Source organism: Streptomyces tailanensis (genome assembly GCF_008386495.1).
GTDB classification, from domain to species: Bacteria; Actinomycetota; Actinomycetes; order Streptomycetales; family Streptomycetaceae; genus Streptomyces; species Streptomyces tailanensis.
This window is the reverse complement of the sequence record NZ_VTHJ01000020.1, coordinates 36558-58880: the sequence shown is the minus strand read 5'-3', so window position 1 is coordinate 58880 and position 22323 is coordinate 36558. Positions and strand designations below refer to the sequence as shown.

Genomic DNA, 22323 nt, shown 5'->3' with positions numbered 1-22323 from the left:
ACGGCCCTGGCAGGACCAGCTTCGTGGCTCACAACCTGGTACGTAGTGTGAACCTGCGGGACGGCAGGGACGCCTCTCGCCCGTCGGGGTCGTACCCTGGACGCATGAGTACCGCCCCCACCCGCGAGGCGCGCGAGCCGAGGCCCGCGCTGATTTTCGATGACCCGCTGGACCAGCAGTCTTCGGATGACACTGACCGCGGCTGGGGCGAGCGGCCCGGCGACGGCGGCGACAGCGCGGCCGACCTCAAGCGGTTCCTCGACGAGAAGCCGCCCCACCACCTCTGACGCCGCCGGGCGGGGGCCGTGAACGCCCCGGCTAGCCGCGGTCGTGTCCCGAGCCGCGCTGGGCCACCAGGGCGTCGCGGATCTCCTTGAGCACCTCCAGCTCGGTCACCTCGATGACCTCGTGGGCGCCCTCCTTCGCCTTGCGGCGGGCCTCCTGGCGGGCCAGGTACTTGGCCATGGGGAGGACCATCAGGAAGTAGACGACGGCCGCGGTGATGAGGAAGCTGAGGGTCGCGTTCAGCACCGAGCCCCACAGGATCGCGACGCCCTCGGTGACCGTACCGTCCGCCGCCACCTGACACGGGTCCTTCAGACACAAGCGGTACTGGTCGAGGTTCTTGGTGCCGAACGCCCCGATCAGCGGGCTGATGACCCCCTTCACGACCGAGTTGACGATGTTGGTGAAGGCCGCGCCGATGACCACGGCGACCGCCAGGTCGACGACGTTCCCCCGCATCAGGAAGGCCTTGAAGCCCTCCCAGATGCTCGGCTCCTTCTTCTCGCTCACCACGAGGCCTCTCTGCGCTGGTTGTAGAACGGCTGGTTGTCCAACGGCTGGTTGTACAACAGCCCGTTGTGGAACAAACGACTCCGCAACCTACGTCAAGGGTTGGCCGGCGTGTGCAGTTGGGTCCCTCCAACGAGGGCCTTGACAGCAGGCTCACCACAGCGTCACCGCCAGGCGGGACGTGGCGCCCGCGCCCGCCAGCCGTGCCGCCGTGGGGCGGGGCACCGACAGGACGACCAGGGCGCCGCTCTCGGTGGCGCTCGCGGTCGGCACCTCGGCGACGCGGGCGCCGCGGGCGACCACTCGGGCGGCGCCGATGCCCGTCGCGGACTCCTCGGCCGCGATCACGTCGACCCGGTCGCCGGGGCGCAGCAGCCGTACCGTCGCGCCGTCCGCGATCCGTACCGGGGCGGCCACCTTCTCGGCGGTTGCGCTCCGCTTGGGTACGGGGTCTGCCACGGGGTGGCCCCGGACCCGTTCGGCCTCCCTCGGGCCCGCGCCCGTCGCCAGCAGGGCGGCCACCGTCACCGCCAGGCCTGCCGCCATGGCTCGCCTTCGGCAGCGGGCCAGGCGGCGCAGGCGGTGTGCGCCGCCGCGTACGCGGAGTGGGGCGAAGTGGGGGACTTCGCAGGTGGGAGGGGTGTCTGTGCCGGGTGGGCCGGCGGCCCAGGAGGGGGTGCGTGTGGCGTGGGAAGGGCGGGCGGATGCGGATGTGGGGGAGGGGAAGGAAGAGGAGGAGGGCATGGACGAGGGACGGGACATGGGGTCACCACCTGCTGTGTGAGATCGGCTTGCGGTCCCACGATGAGGCTTCGCGGCGGAGCCTGCTGCGGGCTGTGGACCGTCGGCAGGTTGTGGAAAACTCCGGCACTCGAACGAGGAGTTCCGCCCCCGCCGCCCCTACCCGTCCCTCCACCACTCTCGGCTTCGCTCGAGTGGGGGGACCCCCATCCAGGGGCTGCCGCCGCCCCTTCAACCCCGCTCCTGGGGGCTGCCGCCCCCAGACCCCCCCCGCCTCCATACCCCGGCCGGGTGGGTGGGTCGTCCGCAGGTGAGTGGGTGGTGAATCGCCCTTCGGGCTCGTCCTCAAACGCCGGACGGGCTGGATATACGCCTCGTCACAAGCGCTGGACGGCGTGGAGGTGCCACCTCGTCTGAGCGGCGGTCCGGCCCCGCGGCGTCAGCCAGCCCTCCGGCGTCACCCCTTTACGGCAGTGCGAACCCCGGGTCCATGCCGCCCAAGGCCTTCGTGCACAGGCAATCTCGGGTGTCGGCCGGCGGTAGCGCGGCGACCGTGTCGAAGAGGACTCCGCGTAGGCGGTCGATGTTGGCGGCGAAGACTTCCAGGACTTCCTCGTGGGAGACGCCCTCGCCGGTTTCGGCGCCGGCGTCGAGGTCGGTGACGAGGGTCAGGGAGGTGTAGCAGAGCTCGAGTTCGCGGGCGAGGATCGCCTCGGGGTGGCCGGTCATGCCGACGACGGACCAGCCCTGGGCCTGGTGCCACAGGGACTCGGCGCGGGTCGAGAAGCGGGGGCCCTCGACCACGACCAGGGTGCCGCCGTCCACCGGTTCCCAGTCACGGCCGCGCGCGGCTTCGAGGGCGGCCTTGCGGCCGACCGGGCAGTACGGGTCGGCGAGCGAGACGTGGACGACGTTGGGGATCGTGCCGTCGTCCCGCGGGAGGCCGTCGAAGTACGTCTGGTCCCGGGATTTCGTACGGTCCACCAACTGGTCCGGCACGAGCAGCGTGCCCGGTCCGTACTCCGGCCGCAGACCGCCCACCGCGCACGGGCCGAGCACCTGGCGCGCCCCGACGGAGCGCAGGGCCCACAGGTTGGCCCGGTAGTTGATGCGGTGCGGTGGGAGGTGGTGGCCGCGGCCGTGGCGGGGCAGGAAGGCGACCCGGCGGCCGGCGATCTCGCCGAGGAAGAGGGAGTCGCTGGGCGATCCGTAGGGGGTGTCCACCTGTATCTCGGTCACGTCGTCGAGGAAGGAGTAGAACCCCGAACCGCCGATGACACCGATCTCGGCCGCGCCTGCCGGTGCCGATCCCGCCATGTTCTCCACGCTCTCCACGTGCTCCGTGTTCGCCATGCCCGCACCCTAACCGGGCCGCCCGCCCACCTCCGCCCGGCCCCGGAAACGCCGAAGACCCTGCCGACGTACGACGACGACAGGGCCCGGACGAAAGACCTACGCGGCGGAGCTGCTGCTGGTGGAGGAGGAGCCGGAGGAGGATGACGACGACTTCGAGTCGGACGACGAGGACGACGTCGACGACGAGGAGGTCTTCGAGTCCGACGAGGACGAGGACGCGGACGAAGCCGACTTCGACGCCGGGCTGCTGCTCGACGACGAGCCGCGGCTGTCGTTCCGGTAGAAGCCGGAGCCCTTGAAGACGATGCCGACCGCGGAGAACACCTTCTTGAGGCGGCCATTGCAGCTGGGGCACTCGGTCAGGGCGTCGTCGGTGAACTTCTGCACCGCTTCGAGGCCCTCACCGCATTCGGTGCACTGGTACTGGTACGTCGGCACTGGTCTTCCTCCTGGCACTCTCACTCGATGAGTGCTAACGACAGTCCATAGTGACCTATTCCCCGGGGATCAGTCCACTGTCAGCGGCACTCGGTGACCGATGACACGTGCGACCGTACGACTCCGGGGCCGCGTCGCGAGGCGCGAGCGCAGGGCCACGAGGGTCGCCAGCGCCAGTGCCGTACCGGCCATCGGGACCAGGAAACCGGCCCCGCTCCAGAGCCGGTCCTCCAGCTGTCCGGCGGCCGTGACGGCGGCCGCCTGGCCGAGTGCGACCGCGCCGGTGAGCCAGGTGAAGGCCTCAGTACGGGCGCCCGCCGGGACCAGACCGTCGACCAGGGTGTAGCCGGTGATCAGGGCGGGGGCGATGCACATGCCGACCACCAGGCCGAGCGCGGCGAGGACGAGCACGGAGTCGGCGGTCCACAGGGCGGAGGCCGCCAGCGCGAGGGCCGCGTATCCGACGATCAGGCGCCGCTGCGGAGCCACCCTCCAGGCGATCGCGCCGCAGACGAGGCCGGAGAGCATGTTGCCGGCGGCGAAGACGCCGTACAGGACGCCGTTCAGGCCGGGGTCGCCGATCGACTCGGAGAAAGCGGCGAGCGAGACCTGCAAGCCGCCGAAGACGGAGCCGATGCCCAGGAAGGTGACGATCAGGACGCGCACCCCGGGGACGGACAGGGCGGAAGCGTGCTCCACGCGCGCGTGGGCCATCGACACGACCTTGGGCTGGGTGCCCCGCTGGGCGGCGAACAGCAGACCGCCGATCAGGGTGAGCGCGGCCTCCGTGAGCAGACCGGCGGCCGGGTCCACGGCGGTGCACAGCGCGGTCGCCAGCAGCGGGCCGAGTACGAAGGTCAGCTCGTCGGTGACGGACTCGAATGCCGCGGCGGTGGTCATCAGGGGCGAGTCCTGGAGCTTGACGCCCCAGCGGGCCCGGACCATGGGCCCGACCTGCGGCACCGAGGCGCCCGTCGGCACGGCGGCGGCGAACAGCGCCCACAGGGGGGCGCCCGCGAGCGCCAGCGCCGTCAGGGACAGACCGGCCACCCCGTGGACGAGGACGCCCGGGATCAGGACGGCGCGCTGGCCGTAGCGGTCGGCCAGACGGCCGCTGTAGGGGGCGAACAGTGCCATGGAGACACCGGTGACGGCGGCGACGGCGCCGGCCGCCCCGTACGAGCCGGTGGTGTGCTGCACCAGCAGCACGATGGAGAGCGTCAGCATCGCGAACGGCTGGCGGGCCGCGAAGCCGGGGAGGAGGAACGTCCACGCGCCACGGGTGCGCAGCAGCTGCCCGTAGCCCGGGCGGGACGCCTTCGAGGTGTTCGAGGTGACCGTGGATGCCACGGCCGTGCCTTTCCGCTGCCTGGTAGCGCGGTCCCCGGTGTGTGGGGATCGGGCGCCGAGAGCTGTCCTCTTGCGCTACTGCGGTAGATGCCGGCGCCCACTGCGAGGGGCGTCCCGACCGCCATACGTTCGCGCCAGCTCTGCTTCAGACAGAGTTGGTCCGATCAAGTGCGCCTTCATCGTACAGGGTCACCGGCCGGGTGACCTGTGAAAATGAGCACCATGGGGCGACCACGCCCGTGATTCCAGAGGGTGTGAACCCTGTGAAACGCCCCCTTAACGACCTTCCCGTTGACGGCAACGACCTCCCCGTCAACGACCTTCATGCCCGTCCCCGTTGTTCCCCGTCCCCAGCCACCCGGCCAGCTTGCCGCCCTGGCCGACGGCCCTGAGGCGGCGTTCCGCGCTGTCGCGGACGGGGTCCGTGGCGACGACGAGGAGTTCGTCGCCGCGGCGCAGCACGGTGGTCGGGAGCGGCACGAAGGACTTGCCGTCGCGGACGATGAGGGTGACGGCGGCGCCCGCGGGCAGCCGCAGTTCGTTGACCTCGACGCCGTGCATACGGGACTTATCCGGGATGGCGACGGACAGCAGATGGCCGCGCAGCCGCTCCAGGGGCGCCGATTCGATGCCGAGATCGGCGGCCTCGTCGCCGGCGCCGCCGAGGCGCAGTGTGCGGGCCAGCCAGGGCAGGGTCGGTCCCTGGACGAGCGTGTAGACCACGACCAGCACGAAGACGATGTTGAAGATCCGGCGGCTGCCCTCGATCTCGCTCACCATGGGGATCGTCGCCAGGATGATGGGCACCGCGCCGCGCAGTCCGGCCCAGGACAGCAGTGTCTGTTCCCGCCAGGGGATCCGGAATGGCGACAGCGCGACGACGACGCTCAGCGGTCGGGCGACCATGGTGAGCACCAGGCCGATGACGAGCGCGGGCCAGATGTCGTCGCCCATCTCGTGCGGGGTGACGAGCAGGCCGAGCAGGACGAACATGCCGATCTGGGCGATCCAGCCGACCCCTTCGGCGAAGCCGCGGGTGGCCGGCCAGTGCGGCAGCTTGGAGTTGCCGAGGACCATGGAGGCCAGGTAGACGGCGAGGAAGCCGCTGCCGTGGGCGAGCGCGCCCGCCGCGTACGCGGCGACGGCGATGGCCATGACGGCGATCGGGTAGAGGCCGGAGGCGGGCAGCGCCACGTGCCGCAGGCCGTACGCGCCGAGCCAGCCCGTGGCGAGGCCGATGGCCGCGCCTATGGCCAGCTCCAGGGCTATGACGCCGATCAGGGCGTACCAGTGTTCGACGGGTCCGGACGCGGAGAGCGCGACGACGAGGATGACCACCGGGGCGTCGTTGAAGCCGGACTCGGCCTCCAGCGTGCCCGTCAGGCGCGCGGGGAGGGGGATTTTGCGCAGCACCGAGAAGACGGCCGCCGCGTCCGTGGAGGACACCACCGCGCCGATGATCAGTGCCTGACGCCACTCCAGCCCGACCAGGTAGTGCGCGCCCGCCGCCGTGACGCCGACGCTCACCGCGACACCGACCAGCGCCAGCGAGGCGGCGGCCGACAGGGCCGGCTTGACCTCCTTCCACTTCGTGCCGAGGCCGCCCTCCGCCAGGATCACGACGAGGGCCGCGTAGCCGATGACCTGGGTCAGCTCGGCGTTGTTGAAGTGGATGTCGCCGATGCCGTCCTGGCCCATGGCGACGCCGATGCCCAGGTAGACGAGCAGGCTGGGGAGCCCGCTGCGCGAGGAGATCCGGACCGCGGCGACCGCGACGAGCAGGACGAGCGAGCAGATGAGCAGGAGCTGGTTGAGGTCGTGGACAGTCAGGAGGGCCGTACCTTTCTCGTTTCTCGCCGATCAGGGCAGTAGCCGATCAGGGCAGTACCAGTACCCGTACTCTCCGACGTTTCTCGGACAGGGCACGGCAAGTACTTCGTTACCTTACCTAACTCTTGACGATTTCTTGACGCTTGCGGGTGCATGATCGAACGTCCGTCAGGGCCAGTTCCCGACTCCGCGTCAAGTCGTGTCGGGCCCTGCGCCTATGGTTGCTCCAGCGTTCAGTACAAAGCACAGCCCGACCTGCCGCTCGTGTTAGGACAGCAAGGACAGCGATGCCCCCCAACACCACCTCCTCCTCCGGCCAGCAGTCCGGCAAGTCCGGCAGGAAGAAGGGGCGCAAAGCCCGACTCCTCCTGATTGTCCTGGTCCTGGCCATCATCGGAGGCGTCGGCTACGGGGCGTTCTGGTCCGTCAGCACCGTCCGCGCCTCCTTCCCGCAGACCAAGGGCTCGATAACCCTGGACGGCCTCGCCGGTCCGGTGGACGTCAAGCGCGACGGCTACGGGATCCCGCAGATCTACGCCTCCACCGACGAGGACCTGTTCATGGCGCAGGGCTATGTCCAGGCGCAGGACCGGTTCTACGAGATGGACGTGCGCCGCCACATGACGGCCGGCCGCCTCTCGGAGATGTTCGGCGAGGGCCAGGTCGACAACGACGAGTTCCTGCGCACCCTCGGCTGGCACCGGATCGCCGAGGACGAGTACAAGAACGTCCTGTCCGCCGAGACGAAGAAGTACCTCGACGCGTACGCCAAGGGTGTCAACGCCTACCTCGCCGGCAAGAGCGGTGACGAGATCTCCCTTGAGTACGCGGCCCTCGGCTTCGAGAACGACTACACGCCCGAGGAGTGGACCCCGGTCGACTCGATCGCCTGGCTGAAGGCGATGGCCTGGGACCTGCGCGGCAACATGCAGGACGAGATCGACCGCGCCCTGATGACCAGCCGCCTCGGCCCGCAGCAGATCGCCGACCTGTACCCGCAGTACCCGTACTCCCGCAACGAGACGATCGTGCAGGAGGGCGCGTACGACGAGATCAACGAGGTCTGGTCCGGCGACGCGCAGTCCTCGCAGTCGTCCCGGTCCCAGTCGTCGCAGAGCACCGACGGCTCCACGCAGGGCGCGGGCGGCACGGGAACGGACGCGGGAACCGCCGGCACCTCCACGGACTCCGGGGCGCTCCAGACCCAGCTGGCGGGCCTCTACGACGCCTTGGAGGACCTGCCCGAGGCCGTCGGTGTGAACGGCAACGGCATCGGCTCCAACTCCTGGGTCGTCTCCGGCGACCACACCATCACCGGCAAGCCGCTGCTCGCCAACGACCCGCACCTGTCGGCCCAGCTGCCGTCGGTCTGGTACCAGATGGGCCTGCACTGCAAGTCGGTCTCCGAGAAGTGCCGGTACGACGTGGCCGGCTACACCTTCGCGGGCATGCCCGGCGTGATCATCGGCCACAACGCGGACATCTCCTGGGGCATGACCAACTCCGGCGTCGACGTCACCGACCTGTACCTGGAGAAGCTCACCGGCGACGGCTACGAGTACGACGGCAAGGTCAAGCCCTTCGACACCCGCGAGGAGACCATCGAGGTCGCCGGCGGCACGTCCAAGAAGATCGTCGTCCGCACCACCAACAACGGCCCCCTGCTGTCCGACCGCAACAGCGAACTGGTCCAGGTCGGCAAGAAGGCCGAAGTCGACCAGGACGCCCCCGACCGCGGCGACGGCTACGGTATCGCCCTGCGCTGGACCGCGCTCGACGCCGGCACCACCATGGACGCCGTCTTCGCGATGAACAAGGCCGCGGACTGGGAGGACTTCCGCGAGGCCGCCGCCCTGTTCGACGTCCCCTCGCAGAACCTGATCTACGCCGACACCGAGGACAACATCGGCTACACGCTGCCCGGCAAGATCCCCGCGCGCGCGAAGGGCCATGACGGCTCCGTCCCGGCGCCGGGTTGGGACCCCAAGTACAGCTGGGGGCCCGAAGGCACCAAGGACAACAAGAAGGACGACTATCTCGAGCAGGACGAGCTGCCCTACGAGTACAACCCGTCCCGCGGCTACATCGTCACCGCCAACCAGGCCGTCGTCGGCAAGGACTACCCGCACAAGCTGACCACCGACTGGGGCTACGGCACGCGCGCGCAGCGCATCACCAGCCTCGTCGAGTCGAAGATCAAGGGCGGCGGGAAGATCTCCACCGAGGACATGCGCCAGATGCAGATGGACAACAGCAGCGAGATCGCCAAGCTGCTCGTGCCGCTGCTGCTCAAGATCGACGTCGACGACAAGCACGTCCGTGAGGCGCAGAAGCTCCTGGAGGGCTGGGACTACACCCAGGACGCCGACTCGGCGGCCGCCGCGTACTTCAACTCGGTCTGGCGCAACATCCTCAAGCTCGCCTTCGGCAACAAGCTGCCCAAGGAGCTGCGGGTCGAGGGCCAGTGCCTGTCGGTCGAGCCGGTCGACACCACCGGACCGGCGGACGAGGACCAGAAGGTGCGCGAGTGCGGTCAGCGCGACGCCGACCAGGCGCAGCCGGACGGTGGCGACCGCTGGTTCGAGGTGGTCCGCCGCATCATCGACGACCAGGACAACGCCTGGTGGTCGACCCCGAAGACGCGCACCCAGAAGGCCGTGGACTCCCGTGACGAGCTGTTCAAGCGGGCCATGCGGGACGCCCGTTGGGAGCTGACCGCCAAGCTCGGCAAGGACATCGACACCTGGAGCTGGGGCCGGCTGCACCGCCTGTTCCTGAAGAACCAGACCCTCGGCACCGAAGGCCCCGGTTTCCTGCAGTACATGCTCAACCGCGGCCCCTGGAAGCTCGGCGGCGGCGAGGCCACGGCCAACGCGACCGGCTGGAACGCGGCCGGCGGCTACGAGGTCGTCTGGGTGCCCTCGATGCGCATGGTGGTGAACCTCGGGGACCTCGACAAGTCCAAGTGGATCAACCTCACCGGCGCTTCCGGGCACGCCTACAGCCCCCACTACACCGACCAGACCGACAAATGGGCCAAGGGCGAACTGCTGACCTGGTACTTCTCGGACAAGGCGGTCGACGACAACACCAGCGACACGCTGCTGCTCAAGCCATGACCTCCGGCTAGCGACAAAAACGGCCTCCACGCACGCGTGGAGGCCGTTTTTGCGTTCAGGCGAAGCGGCGCACCCCCGAAGGGGTCACCACCGCGTGCACCGGGCGGTCGTGTTCCTCCTCCGGGACCCGGTCGACGACCTCCGAGTCGTACAGGAGCACCACCAGGGCCGGATCGGCGCCCGCGCGCTCCAGGCGGGCGAGGACGCGGTCGTAGGAGCCGCCGCCGCGGCCGAGGCGCATGCCGCGGGCGTCGACGGCGAGGCCCGGCAGCAGGACGGCGTCGGCGCCGGTCACCGCGTCGGGGCCGAGGCGCTCGCCGGCGGGCTCCAGCAGGGCCATGCGGCCGCCGCCGTGTTGCACGCGCGCGAGGGAGCCCTCGCCGTCGTAGACGCCCCAGTCCAGATCGTTGTCGGGCAGCAGGACCGGGAGCAGGACGCGCACCCCGCGTGCGCGTAGCGCGTCGAGGAGCGCGAGGGTGCCCGGTTCGCTCCCCACGGAGACGTACGCCGCGACCGTGCGCGCGTGTGCCAGCTCGGGCAGATCGAGGGCCCGGGTGGCAAGGGCGTCCGTCGTTTTCCGGACGTCATCCTGCGTCAACCCTTTCCTCACCAGGAGGAGCTCTCGCCGCAACATTTGCTTGGCAGACTCCGGTCCGTTCCTCATCCTGCTCACAGGTTGCTCCAGTACTGTTCGTAATCGGCTTATATGAGAGCGAATTAATTGCAGCCACAGATTCGCCTCAAAGGCACCGGATATGGTTGCCGCCATGACTGAGGTGAACCCCAGGATCAGCAAGGCTGTCATCCCCGCCGCGGGTCTCGGAACCCGCTTCCTGCCGGCGACCAAGGCCACTCCCAAGGAGATGTTGCCGGTCGTGGACAAGCCGGCGATCCAGTACGTGGTCGAAGAGGCCGCATCGGCGGGGCTCGACGACGTCCTGATGATCACCGGCCGCAACAAGCGCCCCCTCGAGGACCACTTCGACCGGAACTACGAGCTGGAGTCGGCCCTGCAGAAGAAGGGCGACGCCGGCCGCCTGGCCAAGGTCCAGGAGTCCAGCGACCTCGCGACCATCCACTACGTCCGCCAGGGCGACCCCAAGGGCCTCGGTCACGCCGTCCTGTGCGCCGCCCCGCACGTGGGCAACGAGCCCTTCGCGGTCCTCCTCGGCGACGACCTGATCGACCCGCGCGACCCCCTCCTCAAGCGCATGGTCGAGGTCCAGGAGCAGCACGGCGGCAGCGTCATCGCGCTCATGGAGGTCGCACCCGAGCAGATCCACCTCTACGGCTGCGCGGCCGTGGAGAGCACCGAGGACGGCGACGTCGTCAAGGTGACGGGCATGGTCGAGAAGCCGGACCCGGCCGACGCCCCGTCGAACTACGCGATCATCGGCCGCTATGTCCTCGCCCCGCAGATCTTCGAGGTCCTGCGCAAGACCGAGCCGGGCCGCGGCGGCGAGATCCAGCTCACCGACGCCCTCCAGCAGCTCGCCGCCGACGAGAAGGTCGGCGGCCCCGTGCACGGCGTCGTCTTCAAGGGCCGCCGCTATGACACCGGCGACCGAGGCGACTATCTGCGTGCCATTGTCAGGCTCGCGTGCGAACGTGAAGACCTGGGCCCGGACTTCCGGACCTGGCTCCGCAGTTACGTAGCCGAGGAGATGTAGCCACTTTGAGCAGCGCCGCGACCCGCACCACCGGCCGGGACCAGTTCTGGTCGGTGACCGAACACCTGGAGGACATCCTCGCCACCGTCCGCCCCCTGGAACCCATCGAGCTGCAACTCCTCGACGCCCAGGGCTGTGTCCTGGTCGAGGACGTCACGGTGCCGCTGTCGCTGCCGCCGTTCGACAACAGCTCGATGGACGGGTACGCGGTACGGGTCGCGGATGTCGCGGGCGCGAGCGAGGAGTACCCGGCCGTCCTGACGGTGATCGGGGACGTGGCCGCGGGCGCGCCCGAGCAGCCCCATGTGGGCCCCGGCGAGGCCGCCCGCATCATGACCGGCGCCCCGCTGCCGCCCGGCGCCGAGACGGTCGTCCCCGTGGAGTGGACCGACGGCGGCCTCGGCGAGGGACCCGTCTCCGGGATGCGCGCCCGCAGCGCCAGCCCCGAGGACGCCACCGGCCAGGTCGCCGTGCACCGCCCCGCCGAGGCACGCGCGCACGTCCGCGCGAAGGGCAGCGACGTGCAGGCCGGCGAGCGCGCCCTCGCGGCCGGCACCGTCCTCGGCCCGCCGCAGCTCGCCCTGCTCGCCGCCATCGGCCGCGCCACCGTACGCGTGCGCCCGCGCCCGCGCGTGGTGGTGCTCTCCACCGGCAGCGAGCTGATCCCGCCGGGCGAGCCGCTCGGCACCGGCCAGATCTACGACTCCAACAGCTTCGCCCTCACCGCCGCCGCCCGGGACGCGGGCGCGATCGCCTACCGCGTCGGCGCCGTCGCCGACGACGCCGAGACCCTCCGCTCCACCATCGAGGACCAGCTCGTCCGCGCCGACATGATGGTCACCACCGGCGGGGTCAGCGTGGGGGCGTACGACGTCGTCAAGGAGGCTCTGGAGTCCGTCGGCGACGAGGACGAGGAGGGCGCCGGCATAGAGTTCCGCAAGCTCGCCATGCAGCCCGGCAAGCCCCAGGGCTTCGGCACCATCGGCCCCGACCACACCCCGCTGCTCGCCCTCCCGGGCAACCCGGTGTCGTCGTACGTCTCCTTCGAGCTGTTCGTCCGGCCCGCCATCCGCACCCTGATGGGCCTGGAGGACGTGCACCGGCCCACGACCACGGCGACCCTCCAGGCGTCCAAGGGGCTGACCTCGCCCGCGGGGCGACGGCAGTTCCTGCGCGGGACGTACGCCGACGGCGAGGTCACCCCCGTAGGGGGTGCCGGATCGCACCTGGTCGCGGCCCTAGCGCACGCGGACGCGCTGATCGTGATCCCCGAGGACGTCGAGTCCGTCGAGCCCGGCACGGAGGTCGAGGTCATCCTGCTCGGCTGACCGGTGCGGGGGAGCGGACGGTCCTGCTCGGCTGACGGGCGCCGGGGAGCGGACGGTCCTGCTCGGCCGACCGGTCCGGGAAGGGGACGGTCCCGCTCTGCCGAACCTCCGGGGGTGGCGTACCGTGTCGCGCACAACAGGCCGCGCGCCACATCGCGACGGGCCCCGACCGGGAGCGCCACACCACCATGACCACGCCGCAGGACCGACTGACCCACATCGACGAGGCGGGGGCAGCCCGCATGGTCGACGTCTCCGGGAAGGACGTGACCGCGCGCACCGCCCGCGCCAGCGGCCGGGTCCTGGTCTCCCCGCAGGTGGTCGAACTGCTGCGCGGCGAGGGCGTGCCCAAGGGCGACGCCCTCGCCACCGCGCGCATCGCCGGCATCATGGGCGCCAAACGCACCCCCGACCTCATCCCCCTCTGCCACCCGCTGTCAGTGGCGGGTGTCAAAGTGGATCTGTCGGTCGCGGACGACGCCGTGGAGATCCGGGCCACGGTGAAGACCACGGACCGTACGGGCGTCGAGATGGAGGCCCTCACCGCGGTCTCCGTCGCCGCGCTCACCGTGATCGACATGGTCAAGGCGGTCGACAAGGGGGCGGTCATCACGGACGTACGTGTGGAGGAGAAGACGGGCGGTAAGTCGGGCGACTGGAGCCGGTCATGACCGCCGGTTCGTATCGCGCGCTCGTCGTGACCGCCTCCAACCGGGCCGCCGCCGGGGTCTACGAGGACAAGGGCGGTCCCCTGATCGCCGAGGCACTCGCGGGGTTCGGCTTCGCCGTCGACGGCCCCCAGATCGTCCCGGACGGCGACCCCGTGGAGGCCGCGCTGCGGGCGGGCGTCGACACCGGGTACGACGTGATCGTGACCACCGGCGGTACGGGCATCTCGCCCACCGACCGCACCCCCGAGGCCACCCGCGTGGTCCTTGACCACGAGGTGCCCGGCATCCCCGAGGCGATCAGGGCCTACGGCCGGGACAAGGTGCCCACGGCGGCGCTCTCACGGGGCCTCGCCGGAGTCGCGGGCCGGACCCTGATCGTCAACCTGCCGGGCTCCACCGGCGGCGTACGGGACGGTCTGGCCGTACTGGAACCGCTGCTGACCCACGCCGTCGACCAGCTCCGCGGCGGCGACCACCCCAGACCCAGCCACGGGGGTGCGAGCTGAACAGCCCATCCTGGCCAGTCGTGCTGGCGGACGGCGATATCGTCCTGCGGCCCATAAGGATGCGCGACCAACGGGCCTGGCGCGAGGTCAACCGGCGCAACCGGGACTGGCTGCGCCCCTGGGAGGCGACCATTCCGCCGCCCACCCCCAGCGGGCCCATCGCGCACCGGCCGACGTACCGTCAGATGGTCCGCCATCTGCGGGCGGAGGCGAACGCGGGCCGGATGCTGCCCTTCGTGATCGAGTACCAGGGGCAGCTCGTCGGGCAGTTGACGGTCGCCGGGATCACCTGGGGATCGATGTGCTCCGGGCACGTCGGCTACTGGGTCGACGAATCGGTCGCCGGCCGGGGCGTGATGCCGACGGCGGTGGCGCTCGTCGTCGACCACTGCTTCCGGACCGTGGGGCTGCACCGCATCGAGGTCTGTATTCGCCCCGAGAACCGGCGCAGTCGGCGGGTCGTGGAGAAACTCGGATTCCGCGAGGAAGGCCTGCGTCCACGCTATCTCCACATTGACGGCGCCTGGCGGGACCATCTCGTCTTCGCGCTCACCGCCGAAGAGGTGCCGGAGGGTCTGCTCGGCCGCTGGCGGCGGGACCAGCGGCAACGGACGCGGAACGCCGGCTCCGACGCGGGCAAGCCCGGCCAGCCCCAATAAATGAAATACGTGTTCGAAAAAAATAGATCGCCCACGGATCGACCGGGGATCGGTCATGGAACGACCGGCGATCGGGATGACCGAGTCGAAGCCTTCTCGGTGCGTTAATTTCCTTCCCGCGGCGGCCTGCTGATCGCATCGTTCACAAAAAAAGCTCGAAATATCAGCCAGATCGTGCGACACACCGGCTCAATTGGCAGATGGCCTCACGCAAACCCCTCTACCGTGTGAGGCGTGAGCAGCAGCGGCCTCATCTACGCAGTCATCGTCGGGGCCTGGGCCGCCTACTTGGTGCCGATGTGGCTCCGTAGGCAGGACGAGCTGAACGAAGCCCGTCCGACGGAACGCTTCAGCACCGCCATCCGGCTGCTTTCCGGACGGGCGGGCATGGAGCGCCGATACGCCAAGGACCTGCGGGCGCGCTCCGCCGAAGAGGGGGAGCCCCACGCCGACCCGGGCGACGTCACCGACTCGGTGGACGTCCGGGCCTTCGCCATGCCCCCGCAACGGGAGCACACGAAGGCCCAACTGCCGGTGGAGCGGGGTGAGTCACCGCGACAGCCGCAACAGCAGGCGCACCAACAGCCGAAGCAGCAGGCGGGGAAACCGGCGCCGCAGGCGAAGTCGGCCAAGCAGCCGAGGGCCGCGCGCCGGGACACGTCGCCGGAGGCCGTGGCGCGGGCCCGGCGCTCGAAGGTGCTCGCGCGCCGGCGGCGTACGACCGTGATGCTCTTCCTCGCCTTCACGCTCGGCGCGGTCGTCGCGGCGGTCGGCGGACTCGCCTTCCTGTGGGCGCCGGCCGTACCGGCGGTGCTGCTGAGCGCGTACATCGCGCATCTGCGCCGCCAGGAGCAGAAGCGGTTCGCGTACACCATGGACCGGCGGCAGGCCGAGGTGGCGGCGCAGCGGCTGCGGGAGCGGCAGCCCCGGCGGCGGCCGGTGCCCGAGGCGGCGGACGCCGACGAGCCGGAGGACGGGCCAGAGAACACCGAGGAGACCAGGCCCGACCTGACCGCGCTCGCGGCCGACCGGCGCGCCCTCGTCGAGCAGACCGACCACGCCGAGTGGGTCGACCAGCAGCGCGAGCGCCAGCGGCGGCCCGCCCAGGGCGACAGCTGGGACCCGGTACCCGTGCCGCTCCCGACGTACGTCACCGCGCCGGTGGCGCCCCGGGCCACGTCCGGCGTCGACCTCGGCGCACCGGACGCGTGGAGCTCCGCGCGCTCCAGCGCCGCCGACCCGCACGCCTCGTCGAACGCGCCGGCGCGCGAGCCTGAGCCCGAGCCGGAAGCCGCCGCCGATGAGCCTCCGGCCGCCGACGCCCCCGGCGGCGGTCGCTCCGACGCCCGCCGCGCCAAGTCCGCCCGCCGCTCCCGTGAACGCGGCCGCACCCCGCTCTTCGACCAGTACGAGGACGGCGACCGCCCCCGGGCGGCCAACGAGTGACCTCCTCTGACCAGCCGGGGAGCCGGTCCGTGACCGCTCGGGAACGGATTTCCAAGCACCCGGACGGGGATGCTAGAGTTTCACTCGTTGCAAGGGCCTGTGGCGCAGTCCGGTAGCGCACCTCGTTCGCATCGAGGGGGCCAGGGGTTCAAATCCCCTCAGGTCCACGCAGCTCAGAGCCCCCAGTGGTGATCACCACTGGGGGCTCTGACGTGTTGTCAGACGGATGGCGCGGGCTGCACGGGCTGTGTGATCGCGTCGAAGTACGGCCAGCCGTCCAGCTCGACCGTCTGGGCCGAAGGGTGGAGCGCCAGGGCCGGGGCGGCGGCGTCCAGGAGGCGGCGGACCGTGCCGGGCTCGTGGAGGTTGAGGTAGGTGTGGTCCGGGAGGCGGACCAGGGCGCCGGCGTCGAAGTAGCAGTTGGAGACGACGCGGTTCTCGGCCGGGGAGAAGAGCAGGACCAGACGGCGGCGCCCGGGGCCCTCCGGGTAGAGGGTCAGCTTCAGATGGCAGTGGTCGTAGGCCACGCGGGAGCGTTGGCGGACCGTCCAGTGCCAGGTGGTGTCGCCGACGACGAGGCGGCGCAGGCGTTGGTTCTTTCGCACGACTGCACCGTAGGCGGGCAACATCCCTGGGCGCACGGGGATTTACGTGCCCCAGGGTTGCCCGGGGTCAGAGCGGCTTCGCGAAGCACAGGCTCAGTTCGTGGAAGCGGTAGTAGCCGAACTTGGCGCAGGGTTCGTAGCCGCTGGAGGTGTAGAGGGCGACGGCCTCGGGTTGCTTGGAGCCGGTTTCGAGGACCATGCGGGTACGGCCGACCGTGCGGGCGTCCGACTCCAGTCGGGCGAGGATGCGGCGGGCCAGGCCCAGGCCGCGGGCCTCGGGGATGACGTACATGCGCTTGAGCTCGGCGTCCCCGTCCAGATAGCCCTCGTCGTTGGCCTCCTGGGAGCGCCAGCCACCCGTGGCGAGCGGCCGGCCGTGCTCGTCGTACGCGATCAGGTACAGCCCGGCCGGCGGGGCGAAGTGCGCGGGGTCCACGAAGGTGGCGTCGCCGCCGTCGCCGTAGCGGACCTGGTACTCGGCCTGGACCTCGTCGTCCAGCTTGACGGCGTCGGGGTGGTCGAAGGGCACGGGACGGATGAGCATGTGCTGAATCGTACTTCTATGCGTATTCCTGACGTGGTCCTGGTGTGATCCGGTGTGATCTTCGTCGGAATCTGGACACTGTCCAAGGTGCGTCCAAGGTGTCGGTATCGTGCCCTGGTGCTGACTGTGACCACGGTGAATGTGAACGGGCTGCGTGCCGCCGCGAAGAAGGGCTTCGTGGAGTGGCTCGCCGAGACCTCCGCGGACGTGCTCTGCCTGCAGGAGGTGCGGGCCGAACCGCAGCAGCTGCCCGAGGGGGTGCGGCAGCCCGACGGATGGCATGTCGTGCACGCTCCGGCCGCCGCCAAGGGGCGCGCGGGCGTGTCGCTGTACAGCCGCCGCGAACCCGACCGGATCCAGGTCGGCTTCGGGTCGGCCGAGTTCGACGGCAGCGGACGGTACGTCGAGGTCGATCTGCCCGGGGTGACCGTGGCCAGCCTCTATCTGCCCTCCGGTGAGGTCGGGACCGAGCGGCAGGACGAGAAGGCCCGGTTCATGGCGGAGTTCCTCCCCTATCTCAAGGGGCTGCGGGAGCGGGCCGCCGCCGACGGGCGTGAGGTCGTCGTGTGCGGCGACTGGAACATCGCCCACCGCGAGGCCGACCTCAAGAACTGGCGGGGGAACGTCAAGAACTCCGGGTTCCTGCCGGAGGAGCGGGAGTGGCTGGGGCAGGTCTTCGACGCGGCGGACGGGGCGTACGTCGATGTCATGCGCGCCCTGCATCCCGATGTCGAGGGGCCCTACACATGGTGGTCCTACCGCGGGCGGGCCTTCGACAATGACAGTGGATGGCGCATCGACTACGAGGTCGCCACGGCCGGGCTGGCCGGCAAGGCGGTCAAGGGGTTCGTGGAGCGGGCGGCCACGCACGCGGAGCGGTGGTCGGACCATGCGCCGGTGACCGTCGTCTACGACCTCTGATCCAGACGGCGGTCCAGGGCCTTCGACAGGCGGCGGTCCAAGGCCAGCGACAGCTCCGCCTCCGCGACGCTCTTCGCGAGCGGACGCAATCGCCGCAGGTCCTCCGTCGTGCGTCCGCCCTGGGCGAGGATCAGATCGGTGAACAACTCCGCCAGGGCGTCGGCGTGTTCGCGTACGCGGCGGCCGGCCGACAGGACGTCCGCGAGGGGGATGCCCTCGCGGACGAGGGCGGCCGAGGCGTCCAGCAGGCGGCGGCTGATGTGGATGATGTCGCCGCCGTCGGTGGCGAGGTAGCCGAGGTCGAGGGCGGTGGCGAGGTTCTCCGAGGTCGCCTGGTCGCCGAAGTGGTCGGCGAGTGCCTCGGGGGTGAGGCGGACCGGAGTCTCCTCTGTGGGGGCGCCGAGGCCCAGCAGCTCGCCCACGTCGCGGCCGTGGTCGAAGGCCTCGGCCAGTTCGGCGATGCCGCTGAGGGTGTGGCCGCGTTCCAGGAGGGCCGAGATCGTACGGAGGCGGGCCAGGTGTGTGTCGTCGTACCAGGCGATACGGCCCTCGCGGCGGGGCGGCGGGATCAGTTTGCGCTCCCGGTAGAAGCGCAGGGTGCGTACGGTGATGCCGGCCTCCCTGGCCAGCTCCTCCATGCGGTACTCGCGTCGCTCGCCGTCTTCTGCCACGGCGGAAGCCTATGTTGTACCGCCGGTAACTTCAGTCTCCCCGCCCCCTACCCATCGGTACGGTCCTGCCCTACGCTCCCACTGCGCCAGTGATTACTGGCGTGGACATGAGGTGCGACCGTGGTACGACCGATCGGCGCGATGAGGCGTGGAGGTGCCGGGATGACCGGACGCGAGCAGGAGCCCGAGGGTGCACAGGGGCCTGGGGGCGTACCCGAACGCGAGCGTGTGCGGGTGGCGGTGATCGGGGCCGGCTTCGGCGGGCTCGGGGCGGCCGTACGGCTGCGGCGTGAAGGGATCACCGACTTCGTCGTCCTGGAGCGGGCCGGTTCCGTCGGCGGCACCTGGCGGGACAACGCGTACCCGGGCTGTGCCTGTGATGTGCCGTCCCATCTCTACTCGTTCTCCTTCGCGCCCCACCCCGACTGGCCGCGCACCTTCTCCGGGCAGGCGCACATCCGGGCGTATCTGGAGCAGGTGGCGGACACCTTCCGGCTCCGGCCGCACATCCGTCTGCACTCCGAGGTCAAGCGGATGACCTGGGACGGGGAGCGACTGTGCTGGGAGATCGAGACCAGCGGCGGGCGGCTGAGCGCCGACTTCGTCGTCTCCGCCACCGGGCCGCTCTCCGATCCGAGGATCCCGGCCGAGCTGCCGGGGCTCGACTCCTTCCCCGGCAAGGTGTTCCACTCCGCCCGCTGGGACCACGGCTACGATCTGCGCGGCAAGCGGGTCGCGATGATCGGTACGGGGGCGTCGGCGATCCAGATCGTGCCGGCGATCCAGCCCGAGGTCGGCCGGCTGACCCTCTTCCAGCGGACCCCGCCGTGGGTGCTGCCGCGCGTCGACCGGGACATCAGCGGCGTCGAGCGGTGGCTGCACCGGCGGCTGCCCGTCACCGCGAAGGCCCGGCGCGGACTGCTGTGGGGCATCCGGGAGTTGCAGGTCCAGGCCTTCACCAAGCACCCGGGCGAGCTGGGCCTGCTGGAAGGGCTGGCCAAGCGGCACATGGCCCGGGCCGTCGAGGACCCGGCGCTGCGGGCCAGGCTCACGCCCGACTACCGCATCGGCTGCAAGCGGATCCTGCTGTCCAACACGTACTACCCGGCGCTCACCAGGCCGAACGTCGACGTGGTCGCCTCGGGGCTGGCCAGGGTCGACGGCTCCACGCTCGTCGCCGCCGATGGGAGCACGGCGGAGGCCGACGCGATCGTCTTCGGCACCGGCTTCCATGTCACCGACATGCCCATCGCCGACCGGGTCGTGGGCGCCGAGGGCAGGACACTCGCGCAGGCCTGGACGGACAGCGGAACGAAGGCGCTGCGCGGGGCCTGCGTCACCGGCTTCCCGAACTGGATGACGATCATCGGGCCCAACACCGGCCTCGGGAACTCCAGCATGATCCTGATCATCGAGGCCCAGCTCACGTACATGGCCGACTTCGTACGGCAGTTGGACGTCCTCGGCGGCCGCGTCGCGCTCGACGCCCGCCCCGAGGCCGTACGCGCCTGGAACCACCGGGTCCAGGAGCGGATGAAGCGTACGGTCTGGAACACCGGCGGCTGCACCAGCTGGTACCTCGACGCGCACGGCCGCAACACGACCGTCTGGCCGGGGACGACCACGGAGTTCCGCGGCGCCACACGGCGCGTCGATCTGAGTGAGTACCGGGTGCTCCGGGCGGCGAGTGCTCAGGCAGCGACGGCCGCTGACAAGTCCCGTACGACCGACAAGGTGGAGGCCGGAGCGTGACCCGACTGATGCATGTGAAGCAGGGCCCGTACGCCCCGCCCGTCCCCGTACGGGAGTTGACGGCCGTGTCCGCCGACGGGGCCCGGCTGCACGTCGAGGTGCATGGGGCCGAGGGTTCACCCACTGTGGTGCTCGCGCACGGCTGGACCTGTTCGACCGCCTACTGGGCGGCGCAGATACGGGACCTCGCCGTCGATCACCGGGTCATCGCCTACGACCAGCGCGGCCACGGACGCAGCCCCGCCTCCGCCGCGTGTACCACGGACGCCCTCGCCGACGACCTGGAGGCGGTGCTCGCGGCGACGCTCGCGCCGGGCGAGAAGGCGGTGCTGGCCGGGCACTCCATGGGCGGGATGACGTTGATGGCGGCCTCGGCGCGGGCGGGCTTCCGGGAGCACGCGGCGGCGGTACTGCTGTGCAGCACGGGCAGTTCGCGGCTGGTCGCCGAGGCGCTCGTCGTACCCGGGCGGCCCGGACGGGCCCGCACCTGGCTCACCCGGAAGATCCTCGGTTCGCGGGCGCCGCTCGGGCCGGTCACGCCGATCGCCCGGCGGATCCTCAAGTACGCGACCATGGGCCCCGGTTCGGCGCCGGCGATGGTCGAGGCGTGCGCGCGGATCGTACACGCGTGTCCCACGCGGGTACGGTACGCCTGGTCGCACGTCCTCGACTCGCTCGATCTCGACCACGGCGTACGGGAGTTGACGGTGCCCACGGCCGTCGTCGTCGGCACGGCGGACCGGATGACGCCGCCCGTGCACGCGCGGGCGCTGGCCGCCGCGCTGCCGGACTGCGTGGGGGTGACCGAGCTCACGGGTGTTGGGCACATGGCGCCGGTGGAGGCGCCGGACGCGGTCACCGCGCGGATACGGGCGCTCGCGGCGGCGTACGTACGCGTCGAACCGGACGGGTTGTGGGACGAGTTGGAGGAGGCGGGGGCATGAGCAGGGGCAACGTTCTGGAAGGGCGGGTCGCGGTCGTCACCGGGGCCGCGCGGGGCGTCGGGGAACTCCTCGCCCGGAAGCTCTCCGTGCGGGGGGTGAAGGTCGCGCTCGTCGGGCTGGAGCCGGACGAACTGGGGCGGGTGTCGGAGCGGTTGTACGGCGAGAGCGCGTACTGGCACGCCGACGTCACCGACCACGAGGCCATGGCCCGGGTCGCCGAGGAGGTCAAGGAGCGCTTCGGGCGGGTCGACATCGTCGTCGCCAACGCCGGTGTGGCGGTGGGTGGTCCGCTCGTGGACTCCGATCCGGACGCCTGGCGGCGCGTGATCGAGGTCAACCTCGTTGGGTCCGCGGTGACGGGGAGGGTGTTCCTGCCGGCGCTGATCGAGAGCCGGGGGTATCTGCTGCAGATCGCCTCCCTCGCCGCGATCACGCCGGCGCCGATGATGACCGCGTACTGCGCGTCCAAGTCGGGCGTCGAGGCGTACGCGCACTGCCTGCGGGCCGAGGTCGGGCACAAGGGGGTCGCGGTCGGGGTTGGGTATCTGTCCTGGACCGACACGGACATGGTGCGCGGGGCCGATCAGGACGACGGGATGCGGGTGTTGCGGCAGCGGTTGCCCGGGCCCGCGGGGAAGACGTATCCGCTGGGGCCGGCCGTCGACCGGCTCGTCGCCGGGATCGAGCGGCGGGCCGGGCATGTGTACGGGCAGTGGTGGCTGCGGGGGATGCAGGGCGTGCGGGGGTATCTGCCGGGGCTCATCGGGACGTTCGCGCCGCGGGAAGTGCGGCGGGTCGAGGGGCGGTTGAGTGGGGTGCGTACGGGGCTTGTGGGGGCCGGTGGGGCCGCGGATGAGCGGGAGCGGGGGATCACTGGGGCTGCTGTTGCTACTGCGGCTGCTGTGACTGAGCGTGAGTGATCGACGTGCGTGTGTAGTTTGCTCGTGTTTGTCTGGTTGAGGCCCGATCCCCTCACC

Annotated in this window: 22 protein-coding genes and 1 tRNA gene; 13 read left to right on the top strand and 10 right to left on the bottom strand. The window is 70.8% G+C overall.

Translation table 11 applies throughout. The annotated features are described in order from the left end of the window. The first annotated feature begins 104 nt into the window (after positions 1-104). On the top strand, positions 105-287 hold the full coding sequence (locus F3T56_RS18415; protein ID WP_149826268.1) for a hypothetical protein: 183 nt from the start codon (positions 105-107) through the stop codon (positions 285-287). Positions 288-318: 31 nt separating this feature from the next. Here the strand turns inward: F3T56_RS18415 and mscL are convergent, their stop codons facing one another. From mscL to F3T56_RS18385, 6 genes are all read right to left on the bottom strand, one after another. Next, the gene (gene mscL, locus F3T56_RS18410; protein ID WP_149826267.1) at positions 319-795 is read right to left on the bottom strand and encodes a large conductance mechanosensitive channel protein MscL; all 477 of its coding nucleotides are present in this window, start codon (positions 793-795) and stop codon (positions 319-321) included. A gap of 153 nt (positions 796-948) precedes the next feature. Further along, positions 949-1539 (bottom strand): hypothetical protein, encoded by a 591-nt coding sequence (locus F3T56_RS47910; protein ID WP_425473589.1) that lies wholly within the window; start codon positions 1537-1539, stop codon positions 949-951. A 462-nt stretch (positions 1540-2001) separates the two neighbouring features. After that, on the bottom strand, positions 2002-2853 hold the full coding sequence (locus F3T56_RS18400) for an S-methyl-5'-thioadenosine phosphorylase (protein ID WP_149826333.1): 852 nt from the start codon (positions 2851-2853) through the stop codon (positions 2002-2004). A gap of 135 nt (positions 2854-2988) precedes the next feature. Further along, positions 2989-3330: an FmdB family zinc ribbon protein gene (locus F3T56_RS18395; protein ID WP_149826265.1), complete on the bottom strand. Its 342-nt coding sequence runs from the start codon at positions 3328-3330 to the stop codon at positions 2989-2991. Positions 3331-3399: 69 nt separating this feature from the next. Continuing rightward, positions 3400-4680, bottom strand: a complete 1281-nt coding sequence (locus F3T56_RS18390) for an MFS transporter (protein WP_149826264.1) — start codon at positions 4678-4680, stop codon at positions 3400-3402. A gap of 312 nt (positions 4681-4992) precedes the next feature. Then, complete coding sequence (locus F3T56_RS18385) at positions 4993-6510, bottom strand: potassium/proton antiporter (RefSeq protein WP_149826263.1); 1518 nt, start codon at positions 6508-6510, stop codon at positions 4993-4995. 287 nt (positions 6511-6797) lie between these two features. Here F3T56_RS18385 and F3T56_RS18380 point away from each other — a divergent pair, with 287 nt between their 5' ends. Continuing rightward, positions 6798-9629: a penicillin acylase family protein gene (locus tag F3T56_RS18380; protein WP_149826262.1), complete on the top strand. Its 2832-nt coding sequence runs from the start codon at positions 6798-6800 to the stop codon at positions 9627-9629. A gap of 55 nt (positions 9630-9684) precedes the next feature. On the opposite strand, the gene F3T56_RS18375 is transcribed toward F3T56_RS18380, so the two are convergent. Continuing rightward, entirely contained in the window at positions 9685-10263 is a 579-nt protein-coding gene (locus F3T56_RS18375) for a 5-formyltetrahydrofolate cyclo-ligase (protein ID WP_149826261.1), read from the bottom strand. 133 nt (positions 10264-10396) lie between these two features. Here F3T56_RS18375 and galU point away from each other — a divergent pair, with 133 nt between their 5' ends. From galU to F3T56_RS18340, 7 genes are all read left to right on the top strand, one after another. Next, the gene (gene galU / locus F3T56_RS18370) at positions 10397-11299 is read left to right on the top strand and encodes a UTP--glucose-1-phosphate uridylyltransferase GalU (RefSeq protein ID WP_149826260.1); all 903 of its coding nucleotides are present in this window, start codon (positions 10397-10399) and stop codon (positions 11297-11299) included. Positions 11300-11304: 5 nt separating this feature from the next. Next, positions 11305-12627 carry a molybdotransferase-like divisome protein Glp gene (gene glp / locus F3T56_RS18365; RefSeq protein ID WP_149826259.1) on the top strand — a complete coding sequence of 441 codons (1323 nt, stop codon included), beginning with the start codon at positions 11305-11307 and terminating at the stop codon, positions 12625-12627. Positions 12628-12815: 188 nt separating this feature from the next. Beyond that, positions 12816-13298, top strand: a complete 483-nt coding sequence (gene moaC / locus F3T56_RS18360; protein ID WP_149826258.1) for a cyclic pyranopterin monophosphate synthase MoaC — start codon at positions 12816-12818, stop codon at positions 13296-13298. Further along, positions 13295-13804, top strand: coding sequence for a MogA/MoaB family molybdenum cofactor biosynthesis protein (locus tag F3T56_RS18355; RefSeq protein ID WP_149826257.1), 510 nt, complete (start codon positions 13295-13297; stop codon positions 13802-13804). The genes moaC and F3T56_RS18355 overlap by 4 nt, the downstream gene beginning before the upstream one ends. A gap of 20 nt (positions 13805-13824) precedes the next feature. Continuing rightward, positions 13825-14463 (top strand): GNAT family N-acetyltransferase, encoded by a 639-nt coding sequence (locus F3T56_RS18350; protein ID WP_149826256.1) that lies wholly within the window; start codon positions 13825-13827, stop codon positions 14461-14463. A 234-nt stretch (positions 14464-14697) separates the two neighbouring features. Continuing rightward, the gene (sepX, locus tag F3T56_RS18345) at positions 14698-15909 is read left to right on the top strand and encodes a divisome protein SepX/GlpR (RefSeq protein WP_149826255.1); all 1212 of its coding nucleotides are present in this window, start codon (positions 14698-14700) and stop codon (positions 15907-15909) included. 93 nt (positions 15910-16002) lie between these two features. Further along, positions 16003-16076 (top strand) — tRNA-Ala (locus tag F3T56_RS18340). A 51-nt stretch (positions 16077-16127) separates the two neighbouring features. On the opposite strand, the gene F3T56_RS18335 is transcribed toward F3T56_RS18340, so the two are convergent. Then, positions 16128-16514 (bottom strand): hypothetical protein, encoded by a 387-nt coding sequence (locus F3T56_RS18335; protein ID WP_246203686.1) that lies wholly within the window; start codon positions 16512-16514, stop codon positions 16128-16130. A 67-nt stretch (positions 16515-16581) separates the two neighbouring features. Beyond that, positions 16582-17058, bottom strand: coding sequence for a GNAT family N-acetyltransferase (locus F3T56_RS18330; RefSeq protein ID WP_149826254.1), 477 nt, complete (start codon positions 17056-17058; stop codon positions 16582-16584). A gap of 126 nt (positions 17059-17184) precedes the next feature. On the opposite strand from F3T56_RS18330, the gene F3T56_RS18325 reads away from it, so the two are divergent. Next, a complete protein-coding gene (locus F3T56_RS18325) occupies positions 17185-17979 on the top strand; it encodes an exodeoxyribonuclease III (protein ID WP_149826331.1) in 795 nt (264 codons plus the stop codon). Here the strand turns inward: F3T56_RS18325 and F3T56_RS18320 are convergent. Continuing rightward, complete coding sequence (locus tag F3T56_RS18320) at positions 17967-18650, bottom strand: MerR family transcriptional regulator (protein WP_149826253.1); 684 nt, start codon at positions 18648-18650, stop codon at positions 17967-17969. The genes F3T56_RS18325 and F3T56_RS18320 overlap by 13 nt on opposite strands. Positions 18651-18812: 162 nt before the next feature. Between F3T56_RS18320 and F3T56_RS18315 the strand changes: the two genes are divergently transcribed. Genes F3T56_RS18315 through F3T56_RS18305 form a run of 3 tightly spaced genes read left to right on the top strand, consistent with a single transcriptional unit; the run spans position 18813 to position 22266 of the window. Beyond that, on the top strand, positions 18813-20402 hold the full coding sequence (locus F3T56_RS18315; protein WP_149826252.1) for a flavin-containing monooxygenase: 1590 nt from the start codon (positions 18813-18815) through the stop codon (positions 20400-20402). After that, the gene (locus F3T56_RS18310) at positions 20399-21346 is read left to right on the top strand and encodes an alpha/beta fold hydrolase (protein ID WP_149826251.1); all 948 of its coding nucleotides are present in this window, start codon (positions 20399-20401) and stop codon (positions 21344-21346) included. Before F3T56_RS18315 ends, F3T56_RS18310 begins: the two co-directional genes overlap by 4 nt. Then, the gene (locus tag F3T56_RS18305) at positions 21343-22266 is read left to right on the top strand and encodes an SDR family oxidoreductase (protein ID WP_149826250.1); all 924 of its coding nucleotides are present in this window, start codon (positions 21343-21345) and stop codon (positions 22264-22266) included. Before F3T56_RS18310 ends, F3T56_RS18305 begins: the two co-directional genes overlap by 4 nt. The last annotated feature ends 57 nt before the right edge of the window (positions 22267-22323 follow it).

Coding starts and splice junctions, on each gene's coding strand:
- F3T56_RS18415 (WP_149826268.1), top strand. CDS start 105: ATGAGTACCGCCCCCACCCGCGAGGCGCGCGAGCCGAGGCCCGCGCTG.
- F3T56_RS47910 (WP_425473589.1), bottom strand. CDS start 1,539: ATGCCCTCCTCCTCTTCCTTCCCCTCCCCCACATCCGCATCCGCCCGC.
- F3T56_RS18400 (WP_149826333.1), bottom strand. CDS start 2,853: ATGGCGGGATCGGCACCGGCAGGCGCGGCCGAGATCGGTGTCATCGGC.
- F3T56_RS18380 (WP_149826262.1), top strand. CDS start 6,798: ATGCCCCCCAACACCACCTCCTCCTCCGGCCAGCAGTCCGGCAAGTCC.
- F3T56_RS18375 (WP_149826261.1), bottom strand. CDS start 10,263: ATGTTGCGGCGAGAGCTCCTCCTGGTGAGGAAAGGGTTGACGCAGGAT.
- galU (WP_149826260.1), top strand. CDS start 10,397: ATGACTGAGGTGAACCCCAGGATCAGCAAGGCTGTCATCCCCGCCGCG.
- moaC (WP_149826258.1), top strand. CDS start 12,816: ATGACCACGCCGCAGGACCGACTGACCCACATCGACGAGGCGGGGGCA.
- F3T56_RS18355 (WP_149826257.1), top strand. CDS start 13,295: ATGACCGCCGGTTCGTATCGCGCGCTCGTCGTGACCGCCTCCAACCGG.
- F3T56_RS18330 (WP_149826254.1), bottom strand. CDS start 17,058: ATGCTCATCCGTCCCGTGCCCTTCGACCACCCCGACGCCGTCAAGCTG.
- F3T56_RS18315 (WP_149826252.1), top strand. CDS start 18,813: ATGACCGGACGCGAGCAGGAGCCCGAGGGTGCACAGGGGCCTGGGGGC.
- F3T56_RS18305 (WP_149826250.1), top strand. CDS start 21,343: ATGAGCAGGGGCAACGTTCTGGAAGGGCGGGTCGCGGTCGTCACCGGG.